Annotated in this window: 16 protein-coding genes and 1 pseudogene; 4 read left to right on the top strand and 13 right to left on the bottom strand. The window is 53.3% G+C overall.

The features are described from left to right. Positions 1-224: 224 nt before the first annotated feature. The gene (locus tag P40081_RS08910; protein WP_042134868.1) at positions 225-1,730 is read left to right on the top strand and encodes an FAD-dependent oxidoreductase; all 1,506 of its coding nucleotides are present in this window, start codon (positions 225-227) and stop codon (positions 1,728-1,730) included. Here the strand turns inward: P40081_RS08910 and P40081_RS08905 are convergent. From P40081_RS08905 to P40081_RS08875, 8 genes are all read right to left on the bottom strand, one after another. Beyond that, positions 1,727-2,569 carry an AraC family transcriptional regulator gene (locus P40081_RS08905; RefSeq protein ID WP_042134866.1) on the bottom strand — a complete coding sequence of 281 codons (843 nt, stop codon included), beginning with the start codon at positions 2,567-2,569 and terminating at the stop codon, positions 1,727-1,729. The genes P40081_RS08910 and P40081_RS08905 overlap by 4 nt on opposite strands. Beyond that, positions 2,566-4,203 carry a response regulator gene (locus P40081_RS08900; protein WP_042134864.1) on the bottom strand — a complete coding sequence of 546 codons (1,638 nt, stop codon included), beginning with the start codon at positions 4,201-4,203 and terminating at the stop codon, positions 2,566-2,568. Before P40081_RS08900 ends, P40081_RS08905 begins: the two co-directional genes overlap by 4 nt. Beyond that, on the bottom strand, positions 4,193-5,947 hold the full coding sequence (locus P40081_RS08895; protein ID WP_042134863.1) for a cache domain-containing sensor histidine kinase: 1,755 nt from the start codon (positions 5,945-5,947) through the stop codon (positions 4,193-4,195). Before P40081_RS08895 ends, P40081_RS08900 begins: the two co-directional genes overlap by 11 nt. Positions 5,948-6,542: 595 nt before the next feature. Further along, on the bottom strand, positions 6,543-6,752 hold the full coding sequence (locus P40081_RS38945; protein ID WP_197074342.1) for a hypothetical protein: 210 nt from the start codon (positions 6,750-6,752) through the stop codon (positions 6,543-6,545). A gap of 178 nt (positions 6,753-6,930) precedes the next feature. Next, the gene (locus P40081_RS38330) at positions 6,931-7,113 is read right to left on the bottom strand and encodes a hypothetical protein (RefSeq protein ID WP_042134861.1); all 183 of its coding nucleotides are present in this window, start codon (positions 7,111-7,113) and stop codon (positions 6,931-6,933) included. 18 nt (positions 7,114-7,131) lie between these two features. Beyond that, a complete protein-coding gene (locus P40081_RS08885; protein WP_042134859.1) occupies positions 7,132-7,419 on the bottom strand; it encodes a hypothetical protein in 288 nt (95 codons plus the stop codon). Between the two features lie 418 nt (positions 7,420-7,837). Next, complete coding sequence (locus P40081_RS08880) at positions 7,838-8,506, bottom strand: SGNH/GDSL hydrolase family protein (protein WP_042134857.1); 669 nt, start codon at positions 8,504-8,506, stop codon at positions 7,838-7,840. Positions 8,507-8,561: 55 nt separating this feature from the next. Next, positions 8,562-10,172 carry a GAF domain-containing hybrid sensor histidine kinase/response regulator gene (locus tag P40081_RS08875; RefSeq protein ID WP_042134855.1) on the bottom strand — a complete coding sequence of 537 codons (1,611 nt, stop codon included), beginning with the start codon at positions 10,170-10,172 and terminating at the stop codon, positions 8,562-8,564. A 298-nt stretch (positions 10,173-10,470) separates the two neighbouring features. On the opposite strand from P40081_RS08875, the pseudogene P40081_RS08870 reads away from it, so the two are divergent. Further along, a pseudogene (locus tag P40081_RS08870) lies at positions 10,471-10,792 on the top strand (aldo/keto reductase); the annotation flags it as partial. A gap of 140 nt (positions 10,793-10,932) precedes the next feature. On the opposite strand, the gene P40081_RS08865 reads toward P40081_RS08870, so the two are convergent. After that, a complete protein-coding gene (locus P40081_RS08865; protein ID WP_042140876.1) occupies positions 10,933-12,270 on the bottom strand; it encodes a hypothetical protein in 1,338 nt (445 codons plus the stop codon). A 207-nt stretch (positions 12,271-12,477) separates the two neighbouring features. Then, the gene (locus tag P40081_RS08860) at positions 12,478-15,264 is read right to left on the bottom strand and encodes a YhgE/Pip domain-containing protein (protein WP_042134851.1); all 2,787 of its coding nucleotides are present in this window, start codon (positions 15,262-15,264) and stop codon (positions 12,478-12,480) included. A 266-nt stretch (positions 15,265-15,530) separates the two neighbouring features. On the opposite strand from P40081_RS08860, the gene P40081_RS08855 reads away from it, so the two are divergent. Both P40081_RS08855 and P40081_RS08850 read left to right on the top strand, forming a co-directional pair. Beyond that, a complete protein-coding gene (locus P40081_RS08855) occupies positions 15,531-16,058 on the top strand; it encodes a hypothetical protein (RefSeq protein WP_042134849.1) in 528 nt (175 codons plus the stop codon). A gap of 631 nt (positions 16,059-16,689) precedes the next feature. Beyond that, positions 16,690-19,293 (top strand): beta-L-arabinofuranosidase domain-containing protein, encoded by a 2,604-nt coding sequence (locus P40081_RS08850; protein WP_331281710.1) that lies wholly within the window; start codon positions 16,690-16,692, stop codon positions 19,291-19,293. A 774-nt stretch (positions 19,294-20,067) separates the two neighbouring features. On the opposite strand, the gene P40081_RS08845 is transcribed toward P40081_RS08850, so the two are convergent. From P40081_RS08845 to P40081_RS08835, 3 genes are read right to left on the bottom strand one after another with little or no spacing between them, the layout of a single operon-like run. Then, positions 20,068-21,945 carry a beta-L-arabinofuranosidase domain-containing protein gene (locus tag P40081_RS08845; RefSeq protein ID WP_042134846.1) on the bottom strand — a complete coding sequence of 626 codons (1,878 nt, stop codon included), beginning with the start codon at positions 21,943-21,945 and terminating at the stop codon, positions 20,068-20,070. Positions 21,946-21,960: 15 nt separating this feature from the next. Continuing rightward, positions 21,961-22,866 (bottom strand): carbohydrate ABC transporter permease, encoded by a 906-nt coding sequence (locus P40081_RS08840; RefSeq protein ID WP_042134844.1) that lies wholly within the window; start codon positions 22,864-22,866, stop codon positions 21,961-21,963. Between the two features lie 27 nt (positions 22,867-22,893). Further along, on the bottom strand, positions 22,894-23,850 hold the full coding sequence (locus tag P40081_RS08835; protein ID WP_042134843.1) for an ABC transporter permease: 957 nt from the start codon (positions 23,848-23,850) through the stop codon (positions 22,894-22,896). Positions 23,851-23,894: the final 44 nt, after the last annotated feature.

Below are 23,894 nucleotides of genomic sequence, written 5' to 3'. Positions count from 1 at the left end.
TAGTTCCTCCTGTTATACATCATAGGATAAGGGCGTTTCCCGTTTTTCAGGAATCACCTTATCATACGAAACCCCTGATTTCAAAAGCCTTTTGCTCTAAAAACAGCTTCCGGATGAAAACAGTAAGATCCGTCAAATCAAAAAGGAAGATCCATCATTCCCGCCTGGCCGGCCAGCGGTTATGATAATTTCTGCAGGTGAAATCAGGCATTAGGAGGCATACTATGAACCGGGAACAAGTGTATGATATTGTCATTTACGGCGGAACCGCTGCAGGGATTACAGCTGCTGTCCAAGCCGCAAACATGGGCAAAACCGTGGTGGTAATCGAGCAGGGACAGCGTATTGGGGGCTTGACCAGCGGAGGTCTGGGAGATACGGATGTGGGAATGAAGCAGGCGGTCGGCGGCCTGGCCCTGGAATTCTACCGGCGGATAGCCCGGAAATATAATCAGGACGGGGCACGCTGGCTGTTCGAACCCAAAGTGGCGCTCGAAGTACTGCAGGACATGGTGGCCGAACACAATATCGAAGTTGTCTGCGGTGATAGGCTTGAGCTTCAGGAAGGGGTGACCAGACAAGGCACGACAATCACTTCTATACGCATGGAATCGGGGAACACCTATAGGGGCAGGATGTTTATTGACGCTACGTATGAAGGCGATCTGATGGGCAAATCGGGTGTATCCTATACTGTCGGCCGGGAGCCGAATTCAGCTTACGGAGAGACACTAAACGGTATTCAGCCCGGCGACGAGCTAAACGAGCTTCCAGCCGGTATTGATCCCTATATCATTAAAGGAGTACCCGCGAGCGGCTTGCTTCCGCGTGTCAATGCTACCCGCGGCGGCGGCATCGGTGACGGTGACAACAAGCTTCAGGCATATAACTTCCGCATGTGCCTGACGGACAATCCCGGCAACCGCCTGGAGATTGGAAAGCCTGAGGGGTATAACGAGCCCGATTATGAAATTCTGTTCCGGGCCATTGAGCAGGGACAGCGCTCCCGTTTCTTCAAATTAAACCGGGTTACTGCAGAGAAGACGGACTCCAATAACAATAGCGGCATTTCAACGGATTACAATGGAATGAACCATTGCTATGCGGAGGCGGATTATCCGGCAAGAGAAGCAATATGGGAGGCCCACCGCATCTATCAGCAAGGTTATGTCTGGACTCTGCAGAATCATCCGCGGGTGCCGGAGGACATCCGGGCGGTCTACAAGCCGTGGGGGCTGCCGCTTGATGAATTCACGGACAGCGGCCACTGGACGCCCCAATTATATATCAGGGAATCCCGCAGAATGATCGGCGATTATGTGGTTACAGAGCATGATGTCAGACTGGACAACCCGGTGCCGGATTCCATCGGAATGGGCTCCTTCGCCATGGACTCGCACCACACCCAATACTATGTGAACGAAGACGGTCATGTAAGCACAGAGGGCGGATTCTATGTGAGGCTGGCTGCCCCTTACCCGATCAGCTACCGGGCGGTTGTGCCGAAACGGACGGAATGCACCAATCTGATCGTACCGGTATGTGTATCTGCTACCCATGCAGCCTACGGCTCGATCCGTATGGAGCCGGTCTTCATGATCCTGGGGCAATCGGCTGCTGCGGCTGCCGCGCTGGCGCTTGATGCGGACGGGATTGTTCAGAATGTAGAGGTGGAGAAGCTGCATTCCATCCTGCTTCAAGAAAATCAGGTTTTGTATACAGACGTCTAATCTGTGCATCCATCCGGATGGAACCGGAACCCGAATTTGCGCCGGTATTCTCCCGGAGAATGTTCAAAGTGTCCCCGAAACATCCGGCAGAAATGGGCATAGCTCTGGAAGCCCGTTTTGTCGGCAATCTGTTCAAGCGTCAGACCACTGTACAGCACCTGCTGCTGCGCAAGCTTCAGTCTGACGCTGATACAGTAGGCGAACATGGATTGGCCAAAAGCAGCCTTGAACAGATAGGAGCAGCGGGACACACTTAACCCGGCCGAGGCCGATATCTGCTCCAGGCTAAGCGGTTCATGGGCATGGTTGTCTATGAATAACTTAAGCTTGTACGCGGTATCCGCTCCCTTGGTGCGCGGACTGACCCCAATCACATGCTCCAGGGTCAGGCAAAACGTTCTCAGAAGATAGTCCATGATCTCGTCCAGGTTTTGCATCATTTTTCTCTTCTCGCTGATGATATGCTTCCATAGCGTAAGCACCGTATCGTCAAAACCGATATTCGTTTTTACGGGCAGGCTTGTGTTAGCCCACCACGAGTCCAGCCACTCCCCCTTGCCGGCCAGGAAATAGTCCGAAGCAGGCTGAGTCTCACCCGATGCTGTTAGGTTTCGGGGCTGAACGTTTAGTCCGTAGGGCTGACCGGGAGGATAAATGAGCAGGTCTCCGGGGATGATGGTCTCGTAATTGCCCGCCACCAGCGCCCGGCAGGTACCTTCCGCCTGAAACCGGAACAGATAGTAGGTCAGCCCCTCTTCGTACTTAACGGAGTGGGGCTTCGTGTGTGCGAAATAATTAGCATAAATGACGCCGGAACGATGCGGATCTGGCTTCGTCATCGGTAAGGTTTCTCCTCCGGACGGTCAGGATGATAGCCTGCCCTGAATTCCGAAGGTGTCTGCCCGGTGATCTTCTTGAACATTTCGCTGAAATACCGCCGCTCCTCGTAACCTGCTGCAAGGGCGACCTCCTGCACCGGCATCCCTTCTACCAGCAGCGCTTTGGCCTTCTGGATCTTCTCCATGGTCACATACTGGGTGACCGTCATACCGGTCACCTTCTTAAAAAGACTGGAGTAGTAGCTCGCGCTGAGATGGACGTGAGCGGCGCAATCCCCTACCGTTATATCCTCAGAGAGATGGCTCTGAATATAATCGAGTGAGGCATAGATGACCTTCTGCCCCTCGGACAGGCTGTTCTTGCGCACCAGTGCGGCCCCTTCCACGCATAACTCCAGCAGCTGCCGCTGGAGTGAAGCCAGCGGCAGTCCGGCTGTTCCCTGAACAGCCCTGAACCTCTGGATCAGCGGCTGGATATCCGCATAAGGAATCAGCTCATAGAAGCTCCGGATCGCCGAGGCAGCCAGCTCATCGTACAGGCTGAGCAGATAGTCCGGATTCTGCCGGGAGACCAGACTCTGGAGGCTTGTCGAGATATCCTCCAGAATAGCCTCTGCCTTGCCGGCATTGCCGGAGCGCAGCGCCAGCAGCAGCTCGTCCTTGTATTCCAGGGACAGCGGCTCCTGGCTGCCGGCCGGGAGAATATCGTCATAGCGGATGGCTGCATTGCCTTCTGTGAACAGATGATAGGCCAGCGCCCGATTGGCCTGCAGATAGGAATCAGGCAGCTCACTCGTCTCCTCCACCCTGCCTCCGACCCCGACCGATACGGTGAACTTGGTGTAGCGTTCAATATTCCGGCAGCAGCGTTCCGCAATCTCCACTGCACTGACCGCGCTGCAATCATTCATAACCGCCAGATAGCGGTTATGTCTGGCGCGGAAGACTACGCAGCGCGCATATTCGGCAATCGTCTCCTGCGTGATATTGAGCAGCGAGAAGCGGATCAGCTCCACCTCGCGGATGGACAGCTCGGCTGCCCGCTCCTGAAAGTGATCGATCTCAAGCAGCATTACCACAAACCCCTGCGGGTTCAGATCGATATTCAGGAATTCCCAGCGGGCCGCCGCCTGCTCCCAGGCTGTACGGTGGCTGACCAGCAGGGCGAAATATTCCTGCCGCAGTACCGGCAGACTCTCCCGCAATCTTTTTTCCATCTCCCGCAGGGTAAGCAGCTTCGACCGTTCTTCCATAATCTCCGCCTTCGCCCGCAGCACCGCCGTCATAATATCCTCTTCCGTAAACGGCTTGACGACGAAGTCAAAAGCACCAAGCTGGACAGCCTGCTGCGCATATTCAAAATCGGCATAGCCGCTGATCAGAATCACCTTACAGTCCCGGTGGCGTTCCAGCACGGCCCGCAGCATGGACAGTCCATCCATCCTCGGCATCCGTATATCCGTAATGACAAGATCCGGGCGCAGCTCCGAGATCATGTCCAGCCCATCCTCCCCGTTGGCTGCCGTACCCGTCACCCGGATACCCTGCTGCGCCCAATTCATGCAGGTGAGTCCTGCGACTACGCTTTTGATATCGTCTATAATGCACAAGCTGATCACACCATTATCGTCCATCCTGATGCTCCTCTCTCTTGGGTAAAGAAATGATGACCGCCGTTCCCCTGCCTGGCCCGCTGTCCACCCGGAACACCGCACCGTCCCCGTAATACAGCTGCAGCCTGCGGATCAGATTGGACACGGCATACCCCTTATCGGATTCCCGCCAGAACAGCGCACGGACCTGATCCTCCTCCATGCCTGCTCCATTGTCGCGGACAGTAAGGCACCAGCGTTCTCCCTCATCCAATATCTCTATATCAATCACTCCGCCGCTCTCCAGATCGCAGAAACCATGCAGGATGCTGTTCTCCACCAGCGGCTGCAGCAGAATGCGCGGAATAGGGAGTGTATTCAGCGCTTCATCCTCTACGTGGATTTCATAACGGAACAACCCTTCATAGCAGCTGCACTGCAGCTCCAGATACTGGCGGACATGCTCCAGCTCCTTGGACAGCGTGGTGATTTCCTGCCCCTTATTCAGCCCCAGCTGAAACAGCCGGGACAGTGACACTACCATTCGCTGCGACTGCTCCACCTGCTTCAGATTCAGCTTCCAGTAGATCGTATTCAGCGTGTTGTACAGGAAGTGGGGGTCCATCTGCGCCGACAGCGCCTTGATCTCCGCCGAGCGTTTATTCGTCTCTGCCTCGGTGACTTCACCGATCAGCACCACAATCTGCTCAAGCATCCGGTTGAACCGGATACCGACCTGAGCCAGCTCATCCCCGCTGCTGCTCTCGAACCGGGCGGTCAGATCGTTGCTTTCCACCTTTTTCATCACCTTCATCAGCCCCTGCAGCGGCCTCAGCAGATAACGGGTAAATGCGCCGGATACCATCATTGTGACTGTAAAGGCGGCGAGGGCCACCACCACAAGCATCCACTTGACATAGATCATATCCTTCAGCACGCTGGCTTTGGACTGGATTGTGGTCATCGTCCAATCTGCGATGCCCAGATGAGCATAGTTCAGCAGATAGGATTCACCGCCTAGCTTAAACGTATTGCTGAGATCCCGGCTGCTGCTGATCCTACCGGTCAGATGACCGCCCTCCACCGCCTGCCGGACCAGCGGGTCCTTCACAGAATACACAGGCTCACCTGAAGCGTTCAGCAGGAAGCTGCGCGCCCCGCCCCCGGTACCTCCGCTTACCAGCTTGCGGAAGCCGTCTTCGCGGATATTGACTACGATATAGACACCACTGACCGGAGTATCGAATATGGGCTCCAGAATCAGTGAGATCACCCGGTCCTTGCCGGAGAACAGCATATCCTCATGGCCCTCGATCCACAGGTTCTTCTTCTCCTGTTCAATGCGCTCATATAGAAACGTATCCTTGAATTCCGTCAGCCGGTTGCGGTTCATCGACGACGGGTAGAACTCCCCGATCGGCGTGGACACATAGATGGACTGAATCAGCGGCTCGGCAATCCGCGCCTGCGAGAAAACGTTATCAAGATCATTCAGATGGGTATAATATCTGCCTGTGTCCCCGGAGACGACATCCCTCATCATATCGTGAAAAGGCTGGCTGATCATAAAGGTCATCATAATCAGTGTCAGCTTGTTCAGCTTCTCGTCGATGATCTGTGCCGATTTGACGACGGTATCCTGGGTGAGCTTCAGCGCATTCTTCTCCAGGATCGCCGCCGAGATGGAATAGGACAGTCCACCGGTCATCAGCACAGAGAGGAGAATCACAGCCAGGAATGCGGTTTTTAATTTACTGCGGAACGATTGCTTCCGGAAATAGTCCAAGTTCTTCACGCCTTCCTCTGTACATGCCTGCTCTTCGATTATGTCACCCGGACCCGGGGCCGGGCAATAAGCGGCTTAAGATACAGTGAAATCACCGTATGCGGAGCATGGATTTACCGTATGTACAAGGGGAGGGGAACCAATTTCCCCGCTCCAATCTGATTCGAGGGGATTTCCTCCGCTCCAACCCGATTCGAGGGAATTGTTCCCGCCCATTCCACCAGTTCCCCGTCCCAGCCGGATTCAGAGGGATTTCTCCCTCTCCTTTCGGCAGGCAGCCTCTTTCTGAAAAATAAAGTCGAGTTGGCACCCTAATGTATGAGGTTTTATGGCTGAAGCGGATTTGCATGTTAGCACTTCCGCATGTTCTCTGCAAGTGCTTGGCGGAGCTTATCAAAGCCCATCTGCCCGGACAACCAACTAATCAAACGGACTGAAAATCCGCTATTTGCCCAAATCTGGCAGATTTGCTGGCTAAGCGGACTCAGATTCCATTAATGGGCCCGCCGCCCAATTCATGCCCAAATGAACAAAATAGCTGATTCTCAGTCCGCTTAAACCTCAGAAAAGGGGTTTTCCGGAAAATAGGGTCTTTTCAGTCCGCTTCATCTGCTGACGGTACGCTTACCTGCTCCAGCAACCAACAACCAACAGCCAACAACCAGCAAGCAACAGCCAGCAAATAGCAAACAGCAAACAGCAGCCAGCCAGCAACCAGCAGCCAATAACCAGCAAGCAACAAGCAACGGCCAACAATCAGCAGCCAACTATCAGCAACCAACAGCCAACAACCAGCAAGCAACATCCAGCACCCAGTAGCCAATAACCAGCAAGCAACAAGCAACAAGCAACAAGCAACAAGCAACAAGTAACAAGTAACAAGTAACAAGTAACAAGTAACAAGTAACTAGCAACTAGCTTATTTCGCCAGCTTCTGCCCGGCAAAGAAAAAAAATCACCCGCAAGGCAAATTGAGCTGGAGCTTATAAAATTATGGAGTTGATGGAGCCTGTGCAGCTTAAGTAGATTAAGGCCACCCACGCCACGCCACTCCACTCCAGACAGACTACTTCCGGGCAGCCGCCGGTGAAATCAAGTGTACTTTTGCCCCTCATTTCCTCCTGCTGCCCACTTTCGGCAGATTCAGGGGCACTTTTTCCCTTCATTCCCGCCTGCCGCCCGCTTTAGGCGGATTCAGGGGCACTTTTTCCCTTCATTCCCGCCTGCCGCCCGCTCTCGGCGGATTCAGGGGCACTTTTGCCCCTCATTCCCGCCTGCTGCCCGCTTTCGGCGGATTCAGGGGCACTTTTGCCCCTCATTCCCGCCTGCTGCCCGCTTTCGGCGGATTCAGGGGCACTTTTGCCCCTCATTCCCGCCTGCCGCCCGCTTTCGGCAGGTTCAGGGGCACTTTTGCCCCTCATTCCCGCCTGCTGCCCACTTTCGGCAGATTCAGGGGCACTTTTGCCCCTCATTCCCGCCTGCCACCCGCTTTCGGGAATTCAGGGGCACTAATGCCCCTCATTCCCGTCTGCCTCCCGCTTTCGGCGGCTTCAGAAGGATTTATCCCTTTGACTGGCAGATCCGCTCCACATCCCAATGAAACTTATCCGCAACAGGCGAAACTCATGATTCCCTACAGTAACCTAACCAAAAAGCCCGCTTGAATTCCGGTAACATCCCGGCTTCAAACAGGCTCTAGTGCTGCGGTATTTGTATACTTTGCTGCAAATACCCTACAATTGCTTTTACTTTACTTTACTTTTGCTTTTACTGTTATTTTACTTTTACTCTTACTCTTACTTTTGCCTTTACTGGAGCTACTCTTATTTCTGTTGTCACTATTGTCGCTGTAACCCGAATTTGTCTAAGAGGAGCTGAGAACGGGCTGGCTTACCCTTGCAGAATCCCGCTCTGCCCCACAATTCTCAGCCACTCTGCAGCGATCAGATCATGCCCGGCCGCCGTTGGATGCACACCGTCCCAGACCCAGTATACGGCATCCGTTCTTGCTGCGGCCGCCTCAAAAACGTCCTGAAGCGGTACATGCACAGCCTCGAACTCCTCCGCAAGGCTGCGGACAACCTCCTGATAATGAGTCAGGATCTTCAGCCATTCCGGCCAATTCTCTGCCGGTGCCCCTACCTTCAGGAGAAAGGGCTCGCAGAGTACAAGCCGGGTCTGCGGCAGCACTTCGCGTGTCTCTTCCAGTACATGGCGGTAAGCGCGTTCGAAGCGGTCCGTGATGCCGCCCGGGTCGCCCATCATCGTTCTCCAGATATCATTAACCCCGACCAGGATACTGAGCACATCCGGCTGCAGATAGATCGCATCCTCGTTCCAGCGCGCATACAGATCGGAGATCCGGTCTCCGCTCACCCCGCGGTTATGGAATACCGGCCGCAGCTCCGCCAGCTCATTGCCTAATTTGCTGCCAACTATGTATGCATAGCCGTGCCCGAGGATATGGTTAAGATCATTGCCCCGGTCACGGTTGCCATCTGTAATGGAATCCCCTTGAAACAGAAATACCTTGTTAGCTCCGGAAATGGATATAGACATGTATACTCACCTTTCGCCTTATAATTTGATTCAATTATATCAGGAGAATGCGCAATTAGGATTCCGGCTTACTGTGCTTCAGCAAAGCCAATATGTTATTGAGCAGATGCACCTTGCGGATGGGCTTGATAATGATGGAGGCGAACTGCGCTTTGGTCTCCTCGTCCAGATTCGTTCCCAGGGGAGCAAGCAGAATTACGGGCAGCTTCCTGTCCGGAGCAAGCTGACGCATTTGCTTGGCAATCTCTGTAGCCTCTGTGCCCTCAATATCCTTGTCCATAAGGATCAGATCATAATCGTTGTTAGCTGCCAAAAAGTCCATTGCCTGCTTGGCAGTCTCGGCGGAAGTAACTGCCACACTCCAGTCCTCTAGTACCGAAGAGATGACATGCAGACTGGTCTGATTATCATCAACAACCAGGATTTTAATTGCGTCAAGCACATCTTTCTCGAAGGGAATCGAGGGCAGGCTTGTATATTTTTCGAGATACAGAGTGACTTCCAGCTTCGTCCCTACCCCTTCCCGGCTCTCAACGGAGATCTCTCCCCCCATCAGCTCCACCAGTTGTCTGCAGATTGCCAGTCCCAGTCCGGTGCCTCCGTAATGATGAAGCTCGCTGCTCTGGTGAACCTGGGTATATTTGTTGAACAGCAGCTTCAGTTTGTCTTCCGCAATACCTATTCCAGAATCCTGCACCGTAATCCTTATCCCTATTTCTTCACCGCGGACAGGCAACGATTTCAGCTCGATAAGGATTTCCCCGGCGTGGGTGAACTTCAGGGCGTTGCTTACTATATTCATGATGATCTGGCGTACCTTGGGGGCATCACCCAGAACATACAGGGGAATTTCCGAATCCACATTCAGAATGACTTCCAGATTTTTCTCAAAAGCCTTGGTGGAGAACAAATAGACGCTCTCCTCCAGTGCGGTAATAATATCAAACGGTTCCTTTTCAATGACCAGCTTGCCCGCTTCCATCTTGCTGAAATCCAGAACATCATTCAAAAATTGCAGCAGCTTGGCATTACTCGACTCAATGATCTCCATGTAATACTGCTGCTGCTCGTCCATTTCAGTCGTCATCATCAGATCGGTCATGCCGATAATGCCGTTCATCGGGGTGCGGATTTCATGACTGAGCATGGCAAACAGGTCCAGCTTGGATTGGCTCTGCCGTTCTATGAATTCAACTTTTCGTTCCAAATTCATAATATAGGTGAAAAAATAGGCCATGGCGCTTATTATATCCAGGTCTTCCTTCGTATGCAGGCCGGCTGCAGGGTCCATCAGACAGATCGTCCCCACAGACTCCCCTTGCTCCGTGATCAGAGGAACGCCAATGAACGAGTGTATGCCCCGTGCATGTATAAATTCAAGGGCAGTGGACCCGGGATGATTATGCGTGTCAGCGACCAGTGTCGGCTTATTGTCATTAAGAATAACCAGACTGCGAATAGGATCAAGAAGGGCGAAATTGTCCTCCTCCTTCATGATAGGCGCTTCCCGGTTGAAGGTCCGCAGCAGGGGAACCAAGCCTAAACCGTGAATCGTAATCATAATCGTATTTGACGTAAAAATCTGGCTTAGCAGTTCAATCATCCGGTCTGCAGCATCCTCTAAATTGCAAATGACCGGACTCCGGGTATTCATCTTCTCCATCATCTTTCTAGAACTCCATTCCAAAATCCATATTTACTATTTTACTTATTTTTAATTTCCACAGTGTATGAACTTTGCCCGTTATTCCTATTTGTCACCGTTCATCTTGCACTGCCCGATTGTCCAGTCAGAGCCGGCATTATAAGCCATTGGGATAAGTTAGATAGGAAACTCTCTATGTTCTTACTCTTAATTAAGAGGATATGTTACGATCAACTGGACTGGTCCTCATCATAACAGAAAAAACACAGAGACAACCTAAAAAAGTGCACAAAAAAACTATGAAAGGAATGGGAAGAAGATGAAATACAGAAAACTGGGCAATACAGGACTTAAAGTCAGTGAAATCGGCCTGGGCAGCTGGCATACTTATGGCACGGCGGCGGAACAGAAGGCGGCAGAATGCCTGTGTTGCCAAAGCTTTTGAATGCGGTATCAATTTCTTTGATACAGCTAATGCCTATAACTGCGGTGAAGGTGAAAAAGCAGTCGGCGCCGCCCTGCGCTCCTATACACGGTCGGATTATGTGCTTAGCACCAAGGTGTTTTTCCCGATGGGCGATGGTGTGAATGACCGCAGGTGGCTGATTTTGCACCTGCAAGATAAGCACCTGCGGGAGGAGAAGATGTCATATTGTGTTCTTATACGGCATAGCCCGCCCTGCAATTCAATTTGCAGCAAATACCTGCACTTAAAAGCACCGTCCGCGAAATGGGACGGTGCTTTTAAGTAGTTGCAAGCCTATAGCGGATAATATTCCTCTTACAATTTGCCTGCCGGCGCGAGGTGTCTGCTGGCATGGGCTGTCTGTACTTTATTGATCAGCTGCTTATAATCCTCTTGCTGCGCAGCCGAAGCCTGCGGCCGATATTGCTCAAACAATCGCACACAGCGGATCACACAGGTCTCGCTGCCCAGTTCCGCCGAAGCCTCCAGGCTTAGGAATAAGTAGCGGAATCCTTGCTCCTGTTCTCCGGCACGCAGGTAATATCCCGCCAGTTCATAGAGCAATTCCGCGTATTTATCCCGCAGGTCCGCTCCCGGCTTGCCATGCCCCGGGGCAGACCACTCCTGCTCTACCTGCGGCAGGAATCGCCCGATCAGCTCATCCACATTCCAGTGAAACCGGTTGGCTGCCTGAACGGCCTTCAGCATTCCGGGGAGCAGGCCGGTGCCGCCCGTGCCGATATATTCCACATAGTTATGAAGCACTTCCAAATCTCCGCACATTAAACGGAACAGATAAGTATTAACTATTGCCTGACTGCTGAAATACTCTTTAATTTGCCGGACTTCCTCTGAATCTTCCACAATCCAGTCCATTTCTGAATATAAAGTTACATAATGCAAAGCACGCTCATATTCGCCCCGCCCGTCACATACCACGGACTGCAACCAGTAGGCGTATAAAATATAGAAGCATAACGGCTTCGGAGGTTCCTTCAGCTCTTTCTGCTTTCTGACTTTGTGATGCTTAATCTCATATTGAATCGCTGTCTTACGGTACAGCTCTTCGGCCAGCAGCCATACCTTATCCCAGTACTGCAATGACAGATAGACATCGGCCAGCTGCTGCAAAGCGCCTAATTGATCGCTCTCATCCAGCCGCTCCACGAAATATTCGAACCGCGTGGCTGCACGGAAATCCGCCTCCCGGTCCTGGCCGACCCTAATGGTGAACAGCCGGTACTGGCATAAGGCCAGACGCTCCGAATGCTGGTATTTCTCACTATCGGCAACGCCCTCATAGAGCAGAGCCGCCGCCTGATAGTTGCCTTGCCCGTAGAATTGCTCCGCTGTATCAAACAGCACAGGGGCATATGTAATATTGTCCATTATAATAAGGACGACCTGCCGGATACACTCCAGTTTGTTCAGCTCCGCGCAGCGGTGGAGGAATGGGCCCAGACGCCGCCAGTCGGGAGTGGAATGAATGACACATTCATCTATATAGAGTTCGTAAAACGCCCCTTCAGCCAGCCCCATCCCGGAGGTAATCCGGTCCAGCTGCTGCATGGCAATGGGACGGTTGCCGTTAATAATACTGCTCAGTGTTCCGGAGTTAACGCCGGATACCCCTGCGAATTGATTAATCGTCATTCCTTCATTTCTTAGGAAAGCGGCCAGTTCCGCTTGAATTGTAGTCTTATGATGCAAACCAATACCGCCCCTCAAAAAACCATATATTCGAATATTAATCCAGATATTCCTATATAATAAGTCCCCCAATTATACAGGTCAATCCGGTTTGAACGGTTCAAAATAGGTTGACAAAGACGGAATAAATGTTATATATCCCCATTTTATCTACGAAATCAGCTTCGACTCTTCTGCCTGCGCGGCCGCTTTGCGGATGAAGCCCTGCAGCGGCTTTTGCAGCGTAAGACCCAGCAGCAGCGCAAGCACGCCGAACAAGACCAGCAGCAGCGCATCACGGATCGCTACCTCCGGCAGCAGACCGCCTACAGCTTCACGCAGCAGGCTGATCGCATAGGTAAAGGGCATAAACGGATTCAGTACCTGAAAGAAGTGTCCGGTGGTACTAATAGGAAAGGTGCCGCCGGAGCTGGAGAACTGCAGCACCATAAATACGATGGCAATCCCTTTGCCGATACTGCCGAACACCGAGACCAGCGTGAAGACAATCGTCACGAATACCACGCTGATCAGTACGGCAAACAGGACAAACCATACCGGATCAGCAACATAACAGCCTAGCAGGAAGATATTGCCCAGCACTGCCACCAGCGCCTGAAGAATACCGACTGTAAGAAAGGTCAGCAGGCGTCCGAAATAGAGCTGATACCCAAGGTAGCGGATTCCGCCGGTATCTACAGCCGTGCGCAGCAGCGAGATCAGCAGGGTACCGCCTACCCATAGGGACAGCACGACATAAAAAGGCGTCATGGCCGATCCATAGTTGGGAATCGGATATAACGTCTGCTGCTTCAGTACAACCGGATTCGCCAGGAAATCACTCTGGCTCTGGATATCGCCGCCCAGCAGCTGGGCAATCTCCTCCAGATCAACCTCCTCCTTGATATCGCGGAGTGTTGCTGCCGCTTTGCGGACCGATGCCATCAGCGCAGGCAAGTCGCTGCGCACCAGCTCCGCCGCACGTTCCACTCCCTGGTCTGCCCGCGGCAATCCGGCAGTAATGAAATCCGCTGCCTTGCGGAACCTCACCTCCGCCGCAGGCAGTCCGGTTCTGGCAAATTCGGCCGCTTCGTGAATCTGCGCCCCGGCCCCCGGCAGTCCTTCCTTAATACGCGGAAGTACGTTAGTGACCAGATTGCTGAATGCCGCCATCTTTTCTGTCATGCCCCCCGCTGCGTTATGCACCTCTTCGCGGATGGCCGGCAAATCCTGCCGCAGGGCTGCCAGGCCGGATTGTCCATACTGGATGGCGGTCCCCGCCTCCTCCAGTATGGTGTCCAGCGCGGCCAGCCGCTGCGGAATATGCTGCAGCGCTGCCGCAGCATTCCCCGCATCCGCAGTCAGCTGCTGCAGCACCTGCTCCGCTGCGGGCAGAATTCCCGCGTTGTACCGCGGGATGACCCCCTCCAGGGCAGCTCCCGCCTGCCCTGCCGCTAGGCTGAGCTGGTCCAGCTCAGCCTCCGTGGGCTGCGCGCCTGCCTGCGCAGCCTGTGCCAGTGCCGCCGCCTGCGCAGCTGCGGCGGCATAGGGCTTCCGCGCCGCTTCGACGGCGCGGAGATCACTTGCGCCCGCGGTCCCGGGCGCAAGTGTGTTCAGGGCGCCCAGCAGCTGCGCTGTGTGGGCGAGCCCTTCGCTTGCCGCGGCCAGCCGGGCCGAGGCAAGCTGCAGCTGCCGCGCAGCAGAGCGCTGCGCGGGCTCCTGCTGCACCGCACTCTGGTGCAGCGCCTCGCTTGGCTGCGCGGCATCTTGCCGCAGCGCTTCGCTTGGCTGCGCGCCGTCTTGCTGCAGCGCTTCGCTTGGCTGCGCGGCATCTTGCCGCAGCTGCGCGGTCAACTGCACGGCCGCTTCCCCGGCCTGCTGCAGCAGATACAAGTTCTGCTGCAGGGCCCCGGGGACAGCCGCAAAGGCTGTGCCGTTCCCGGCCAGGAACTGCTGCAGCGCAAGCCCGAAGCTGCTGCCGGCAGCGGTGATCCGGTCAGCCTGCGGCAGAACCTTGGCCGCAGTGTCCACTGCGGCTGCGGCCTCTTCCAACCGGGCCTCTGCCCGGTCCAGCACACCATCCACCTTGCTGAAGTTCGAATCCAGCTCGGATACCAGCAGGGCAGCACGCTCAAACCGGGGCAGCTTCTCCTGCAGCTCCTCCAGATGTCCTGCGGCAGCCGTAATCTGCGGCCAATATTCGTCGATCTGCTCCACGGCTTTTCCCGCCTGCTCTATCTCGGGGAGCCTGGAGGCCAGTCCGGCAATCCGCTCCGCAGAAGAGGAGATCTCCGGCCAATCCTGCTGCAGCTTCAGTACCAGCCTGCCGGCTTGCTCAATCTCCGGCAGCTCCGCCTCCAGCTTGAACAGCCCGGCCTCCACTCTGCGGATAGCGGGCAGCTCGGACTGGAATTCCTCATCTACCCCGCGCAGGGCGGTCAGAACCGTACTGCTGATCGTTTCCGTGAAGTGCTCGGTGATCTGCGTGGTGATCGTGGAAGCACCCTTGGCTGTAATTTTTGGAGCAATCGCATTAATTTTTTCATTAACGGTATATTCAATCTCCGGCTTCTCCAGCTTACCTTCAAGAATTCCGGTCATCCGCTCAGAGAAGTCCGCCGGAATCACAATGCTCGCATAGTAATCCCCCCGCCGCACCCCGTCCACCGCAGCCTCCGCATCTGTAAACCTCCAGCCGAGTGACTTATTGCTCCGCAGGCTTTCCAGTACCTCCGCACCGATATTGAAGCTTGTACCCTGCACGGCCGCACCTTCATCCAGACTGGCTACGGCGATTTTGATCCCGGAGGTGTTGCTGTACGGGTCCCATACGGCCGCCACATTCACCCAGTCATAGACTGAGGGCAGCACAACAAGCGCTGCAATCAGCAGCATGGCCACAGGTATCCTGAACAGCCTCAGCCAATCCCTCTTGTATATTTGCCAGATCTCCTTCAATCCCAGTCACCTCTCAGCCGATAGTTGGATAACTTAATATGCCCCGGATTAAGGCTTTATACGACGATAACTGGCAACGCGATGATGCTGGAGGTAAGCAACCCAATAATTGGATCGGCTCCTGCAGGGAGATCTGAAAATATATTTGCAACATTTTTTGAAAATCAACGTTATTAGGGTATGAACACGTTTGAGAACTATACCGAAGGGTAATTAGGTATATAGACTTACACCGTGTCATATTATGCCAAGGGGGAAATTCCACAATGTTAAAAAACAAAAATGTCTATCTGTTTCCTGTATTGGTCCTGTTGTTCCTCTCCCTCGTGACTACGGCCAGCACGACCATGAAGACCGCAGAAGCCCAGAGTAGCGATCATATCCAGCACTTGACGGTTTACATACACGCACTCGACACCAATAAGGGTCAAACCACCCTTACCGGAGACGAAATCACATGGTACGAAGGCGCAGCGGCCGATGCTATCTTCGCTGAACGTGAGCCTGAAGCCGCAGCCGAAATCGGCGGTGTACCCGACGGTTACTATATCGTGAATGACAGCGATTCGCTGACTTCCTACCCGGTAGCCCCTAATGCTAAAGTAACTATGCAGATCTACGACCACACTGGTAATATTGAGGAACTGGACATTAACTGGAACGAGGCGCTCAGCCTGCAGCAGTTCACTCAGGAATTTGCCAAAACTGATGTTTTCGATCTAAGCCAATCTCCTTACCACATCACCATCCAGAACGGACAGATCGTCTCCATCGTGCAGCAGTACACACCTTAAGTAAGACATATGGGTTCAATAAGCTTTATTGTCTATCACACGCAAGCCGCAGTCTGTTGCCCTAAGCAGCAGCTGCGGTTTTTTTGTGTGCTTTTTAGCCGGCTAGATCAATCAGCGGCCCTAACGATTCTGCGGAAGGGCTGAACAGAAAGCCTGACCTCCAAAAAGCTTCCGCCCCACGGATTCACGAATCGGCTCCGAAGAGTTGAATCGGCAGGGAAGCGGACTGAGAATCCCTTATTCAGCTGATTTTCGCTGTTTTCACCTCCACGCGGACTGGAGATCGCTTATTTTCTCTGGAAACAGAGATTTGGACGATGATTTGGAGCATAACGGAACTGGAGTCCGCTTCAGGCTGAAAATAGCTAGTTTCAAGAAAATAACGGCTCTGGAGTCCACATAGGGTTTTGGATGCCCATATTCCAACGATCGATGACACCGCAGTAGCAAACATCAGGGGTTGGGGATTCGGGGGTACTTTTCTCTTGTCCCACTCCACCTCGGAAATCTAACCTTTTCACACATATTCGAACCTATCACTATTTACCGACAAGCCCTTTAAATATAAGCTTATTCATAGGATACCAGCCTTGCTTTAACATTATAGAATCCATAGGAATGGTGATAAAAAGTGACAATTACACCCCAAACGCAGTCTGCGGCCCAGACTCAGGGCAAACCCATGTATCAGGAGTACCGCATGCATCAGGTTTCCATCGCCGATCCGTATATCGTCAACGCCTTTGCCAAAGAAGTAGCGTACCTCACCAGCTTGGAACCTGACCGTCTGCTGGCCGGCTTCCGTGAGAACCGGGGACTCCCGAAGAAGAGCGAGAAGTATCCGGGCTGGGAGAATACCGAAATCCGCGGGCATACGCTGGGCCATTATCTCTCTGCCTTGTCCCAGGCTTATGCCACCTCCCAGGATGATGCGCTTGCGCTCAGACTGGAATACTTGCTCAGTGAGCTTGCGTTGTGCCAGCATGAGAGCGGTTACCTGTCAGCGTTCGATGAGCAGTTGTTCGATAATATCGAGAATAAACAGCCTGCCTGGGTGCCTTGGTACACAATGCACAAGATTATCGCCGGACTCACCGCCGCCTACTCTGCCACCGGCAGCGCAACAGCGTATAGCGTAGTGAACAAGCTGGGGGATTGGGTGTACAACCGTACGGCTTCCTGGTCTGACGAAATACAGCAGCGCGTATTATCCGTCGAATATGGCGGGATGAACGACTGCCTTTATGAGCTGTACAAAGTCAGCGGCAACTTTAACCACTTAAGCGCCGCTCATAGCTTTGATGAGCTGACTTTGTTCACTCCAGTCCATGAAGGCAAAGATATCCTCAAAGGCAAACATGCCAATACAACCATTCCGAAGTTCCTCGGGGCGCTGAACCGTTACCGGACCCTTGGGGAGAGTGAGGTCTTTTATCTGGAGGCCGCCGGGCAGTTCTGGGATATGGTTGTGCATCATCACAGCTACATTACCGGCGGCAACAGCGAGTGGGAGCATTTCGGCGATCCGGATATGCTGGACCGGGAACGCTCCAATTTCACAGCGGAGACCTGCAACACCTATAATATGCTGAAGCTGACACGAGAGCTGTTCAAAATCACCGGAGACTCCAAATACGCTGAGTTTTACGAGAATACCTACCTGAATGCGATCGTGTCCTCACAGCATCCGCATACCGGGATGACGATGTATTTTCAGCCTATGGCAACGGGTTACTTCAAAGTATACAGCTCACCGTTTGAGCATTTCTGGTGCTGCACCGGAACCGGCATGGAGAGCTTCACCAAGCTGAATGACAGCCTGTATTTCTATGATGCCGCAAGCATTGTGGTCAATCAGTACCTAAGCTCCACCCTCCACTCCAGTGAACACGGGCTGAAGCTGACACAATCGGCCAATTTGCCTTATAGCGATGCTGTACAATTCACAATAAATACCCTGCAGCCTCAGGCCAGCCCCCTTGCGCTCAAGCTGCGCCTGCCGGACTGGCTGGCCGGGGAAGCGGAGCTCCTATTGAACGGGGAACCGGTCAATGTTGTATTCAACGGGAGCGGAACATATGCTGTAGTGGGCAGAGTATGGGAAGACGGCGATACTCTGCAGCTCCGGCTGCCGATGAAGCTTGCTTACTTCAATCTCCCGGATGCCCGGCATGTTGCAGCCTTCAAATACGGGCCGGCAGTGCTCAGCGCCGCACTGGGCCGGAGTGATCTGGCTGTGTCTGCCACAGGTGTGGATGTCAGTGTGCCGACCCGCAATATGCTGGTGAAGGATTTCATCACCACGGTGAACGAGAGTCCGGAGATGTGGCTGGAGAAGTTGGCAGACCGCTGTGTCCGCCTGGAGCAGAATGAACTGGCGTTTGCGCTTCAGGGAACGGATGAAGACAACCGGCTGGTATTTACGCCCCATTATAAGCAGCATAATGAGCGTTACGGCATCTATTGGCGGCTGGTGGAAGCCGATTCGGCGGAGCTGCAGCAGCATATTCTGCAGGGAAAAATCCTGCAGCGTGTGCAGGATGCCACCCTTGACAGTCTGCCTGTCGGCAATGACCAATACGAGCTGGAGCACGGAATTCAAGGGGAGAATACCTCTGTGGCTACATGGGACGGATACAATATCCGCAAGGCGGAGAATGCCGGCTGGTTCAGCTACAGGTTGAAGGTGGCACCACAGAGTGACAACTACCTCTCGGTTACCTATTTCTCCGGCAGCAACGGCAAGGAGCTCGCTATTTATGCGGACGGTGAACTGATCAGCCGCGAAATTCTGCACACCGATCAGGCGCGCAGCTTCTACAACCGGAGTTATCTTATCCCGGCTGAAGTCATCAGCGGCAAGACCGAAGTGGAGGTCAAATTCGTCATTCCGGGGCAGGAAAATGGTATATTCGATCTGCTGCGCATGATGACCGGCTACAGCCGTAGCGCAGGGCTGCGCCAGCTTGCTTTTAGCGAAGGCACGCTCTCGGCTCCCTTCAGCAGCGGCGTAACCGCTTATACCCTAACCGTTCCGCAAGCGGCCGGCAGTGTACAGCTGAATGTCACACCAGAGCATAAGAATGCCCTGGTCTATGCGGGCGGAATTCTGATCGAGGACTCGCTCCCGCGCCAGGTTAAGCTGACTGAGGAACGCACGACGCTGAACCTCACGGTTAAGGCAGAGGATCATACGACGGAGCAGGAATATGTGATTACAATCGTGAAAGAATAAGTACGCTATATAAGCTGCACTTTAGACAACACACCTGCAGGTTACCGGTCAGTCACAGCGAGGCTGGCGGAATACGTCAATGCCCTGTACTTAATTCGTGACCTGCAGAAGAATAGAGACCTCTTCGGAGGGACTGTAGACATAAATGTTGTACGTTGTGCAACTTGGATTGATGGATAGCCGGGTATCCGGGAGGATTGTTGTAGGAAATACAACAATAATCCTCCTAAACCACCGGGAAAAGCTGAAATCCTGCATTTGATACAACAATTTTGGATTTCGGCCGATAAGACGAGGGAAATGTTGTATTATGTGCAGGATTTTATAAAAGTCGGTGCAAGTCAGCTGATCTCTGCCACAGAAAGCGGATGAATCAAGGGCTTCCTGCAACAACAGGCGAACCCGTACCCTCACACATACCCATACCCATACTCATACTCATACTCATACCCCTACCCCTACCCATCCCCATACTCGTACTCATACCCCTACCCATCCCCATACTCCTACCCATACTCGTACCCATACTCGTACCCATACCCAGGGAGGTACTTCTACTCTTTCACACAAACCTCTTGACGCTACGCCGGAGGTTCAAATATTCACAAGGTGAAGGTTAGTTTTATGTTAAAATTTCATGTTCAAGTTTTATGTTAAAGTTTTATGTTAAAGTTTTATGTTAAAGTTTTTTCAGGTTTCATGTTAAAGTTTTATGTTCAGCTTATCTAGCAACGCTCGTATTACGATTCATAACCACAACAAAGAATCCAGCCGCTAACGCGGCTGGATTTCGTTATACATATAATACCACTGCATTTCTCCGATTTTGTAATACGGCTGGAAGCTGCGGGTCAGGTGAGTGTATCCTGCCACATGGCCTTTGTCCGTCTCGAAGGTATACGGCTGCCCTTCTACCGGGTGTATCCAGCCGGACGGGTCGGCGGTGTCACCGATGAACCGGGTCATCTTATCGGCTACCAGCACCAGCGGGCCGTAGTTCAAGGCGGCAATGCCGGGATTCGCGGCATCCACAGCTCTGAAATAGAGCGGGAACGGCAAGTCGATCTCTACGATGTCTCCATCATTCCACTCCCTGCGGACTGAAGCCCACTCACCGGACACAACCGCCGTCTCCACCTCTTCCCCGTTGATCTTCAAGCTGTTCAGTCCTGTGGCCCAGGCCGGAACGCGCAGCTTCAGCCCGAACTCCGCCCTTCCCTCCAGACTGATCCGCAGCTTGACCGGCCCCTCCACTTCCGGATACTGCGAATAGTTTTCCACCGTAATATCCATGAGGTCTTTGGCCCACTTCACCCGGGAGGGCAGATACTGCGTTACATACAGGCTATCCTCGCTGTGATAATAGAGCATATTGCTATACTCCGCTACATCCTGCGGGAAGGTGCCTGTGCAGCATTGCCACTCGAAGTTATGTCCGCCCTCCTGCAGTCTCCGGTCCTCTACCGTCTTCACCGCACCATCCAGAAAGTAGTTGGCATAATACATCACTCTTCCGTCCGGCTTCACCGGGAGCTGCGCACCCGTTCCGTTATACAACAGCTTCTCCACCCATTCGCCGTACTTGGCTTCCCCGGTATATTGCAGCAGGTAGCTGCTGAATTTGAACACGGCCCAGGCACAGCAGGAGACCTCGCAGCTGCCCCAGGTGTCATTGCGGGTGACTTCCGTCCCGGCGAAATTGGTATAGGTCAGGCTCGACAACGTAGAGTCCCAGGTGGATTTCAGTGAATCCCCCAGGTAGCCCTCCTTCTCCGTGAACAGGCATTCCGCAGGCCCATAGCCGCCGGTGGCAAAAATATGATGGGCCGTAAGCTCATCGTAAGCGATCTTCATCGCCGACAGATAACGTTCATCCCCGGTCACTTCATAGGCGCGCGCTGCGCTGCATAGACTGTTCACCTGGCTGTAGGCATGACGCGGGCCGATCGCGAAATCCCTGCTGTTCAGCTTATCCCACAAGTAATCGTAGTCCCATACCTTGGCGAAGTCCTTGTACTTCTCTTCTCCGGTCAGCTGATACGCACGGTACAGATTCTCCGGCAGCGTGTACCATTCGATCATATGACTGGACCACAGCCCGTGGTCCTGCAGCCCGTCCCTGGCAATATCCTGCTTGAAGCGGTTCATCGCAGCTTCCGTCAGCTTCAGCACATAAGGGAGAATTCGCTCATAGCCCAGGTACTCATACAGATCGAGGAAGCCACCAAGCAGCTTCTCATAGACATAAGTATCATTGTCGAATAATTCAGCGGACTGCTCGGCGCAGGCGATCCACTCATCTGCGAGCAGCTCTGCTTTTTCCTGCAGTCTGAAATCCCCGGTCACCCGGTACAGCTTCGCATACGCCCCCAGCTTCTGGCCGAAGGTGCTTGCCCCCGCCCCGTACCAGCCGGCTAAACCGTCAGCCTCCGAGGGCACACCCGCCTTGACCCGGAAAATATGCAGCAGATCCTCATCCGGAATGCCCAGATACATCTCGATGGTCTCATCCTGCTGCTGTTTCCAGTGGCCGGGCTTAAGCGCGACATGGCTGTAGCCGAAGGCCTGCATAGCAGGGGTTATTTTTACCGTACCCGGCTGGTACAGCATGCCTGAGTTTACTGCCGCATTATTATTCGTATCTGTGTTCATCACTCATCCTCCTCTTTAACCTTTGACCGAGCCGATCATGACCCCTTTATCGAAGTACTTCTGGATGAACGGGTACACAATCAGAATCGGCAGGGTAGATACGATGATGACTCCATACTTCACCTGATCCGCATACTGCTGGGCATAACCTCCGGCAGAACCGCCCGCTCCCGCCCCTTGCGAGAATACCTGGTTGGATAGCAGAATATCTCTCAGCACTATCTGCAGCGGCTGCAGGTTATTGCTGCGGATATAGATCAGTCCGGTGAAGAAGTCATTCCAGTGGGCGACCAGATAATACAGTCCGATAACGGACACCACCGCTTTGGAGAGCGGCAGGGCGACCTTCAGGAAGAATTTGAAATGCGTACACCCGTCCATCGAAGCCGCCTCAAACAGCTCCCGCGGGATCGAATTCTCGAAGAACGAGCGGGCAATAATCAGATTATAGACATTCACGCAGAACGGGATAATGAACACCCACATCGTATTCGTCATGTGCATATCCTTCATCAGCAGGTAGGTTGGAATCAGTCCGCCGTTGAAGAACAGTGTGATTACGAACGTCAGCATCAGAAACCGCCGGGCCCGGAACTCCTGTCTGGACAGCACATACGCCGCAGGCAGGGTGAATAGCAGGTTCACGGCCGTCCCGAGCACCGTATAGAGCAGCGTATTGCTATACCCTGTCCAGATCCGCGAATCCTTGAAGATTTCACTATAGCCGAAGAAGCTTATATTCTTGGGGAAAATCGTCACCTGACCTGTCGACACCAGCGTGGAGTCACTGACAGAGGCGATAATGACGAAATACAGCGGGTACACAATGCTCAAAAAGATGAGCAGGCAGACCAGATATACGACAGCATCGAAGAGGATGTCGGTTTTATTTTTACCTTTACTGTTAGTGATTAGCTGCATGCTGCTCCACTCCTTCCGTAAGCTCTGCTACCACAGGCTGATATCCGAGGACTTGCGGGCAATCATATTCATCGCGTACAGGAACACAAAGTTGATCACGGTATTAAACAACCCGATGGCGGCGGAATAGCTGAACTGGTTGCTGATAATCCCGATTTTGTAGACATAGGTTGCGATGACCTCGGACACCGGAAGGTTCAGGGCATTCTGCATCAGGAATACCTTCTCGAAGCCTGTACTGAGCACATTCCCCATACTAAGCACGAACAGAATGATAATGGTCGGAATCAGCGCCGGGATATCGACATGCTTGATCGTCTGCCAGCGGCTGGCCCCGTCGATTTTGGAGGAGTCATAGAGCTGCGGGTCCACAGTAGACAGTGCGGCCAGATAGATGATGCTGTTCCACCCGCAATGCTGCCAGATCTCCGAGAGCACATAGACCGGAACGAACGTCCCCGTCGAGCCTAGCAGATTGACATCACCCAATCCGACCGAGCTGAGGATATGTCCGATTACCCCCGAATTCGGGGAGAGCAGTACGTTCAGCAGACCCACCATAACGACGATGGAGATAAAATGCGGCAGATACACGGTCGTCTGAAGTGTTTTTTTGGCGCGCTTCCAGCGCACCTGGTTGATCAGCAGCGCCAGAATGATGGGCGCGGGGAAGCTTAGAATTACAGTGGCGAGACTGATCGCTACCGTGTTTTTCATCAGATCGGCAAACATATAGCTGTCAAAAAACTGCCGGAAATAGAACAGTCCTCTCCACGCGCCCCCGGTGAGCCCTTTGCTGAAATCATAATCGCGGAACGCCAGCTGAATGCCGTACATCGGGATATAGTTGAAGATAAAGATCACGACAATGGCCGGAAAAATCATAATCCACAGCTGATGATCCCGCTTGAAGGTATTCAGTACGGTGGGCTTCTTATGCGCCCTTGGCTGAGCCGGATGCTCATACAGATTCTTCGATATCATCAGAACCACCCCTTCCATCAAGGAGCCGGAACAAGCAGTCTCAG

The sequence above is a fragment of the Paenibacillus sp. FSL P4-0081 genome, assembly GCF_000758565.1.
Taxonomy (GTDB): domain Bacteria; phylum Bacillota; class Bacilli; order Paenibacillales; family Paenibacillaceae; genus Paenibacillus_AQ; species Paenibacillus_AQ phytohabitans.
Note: the sequence above shows the minus strand (reverse complement) of the source record. Positions and strands in the feature narration are given on the sequence as shown.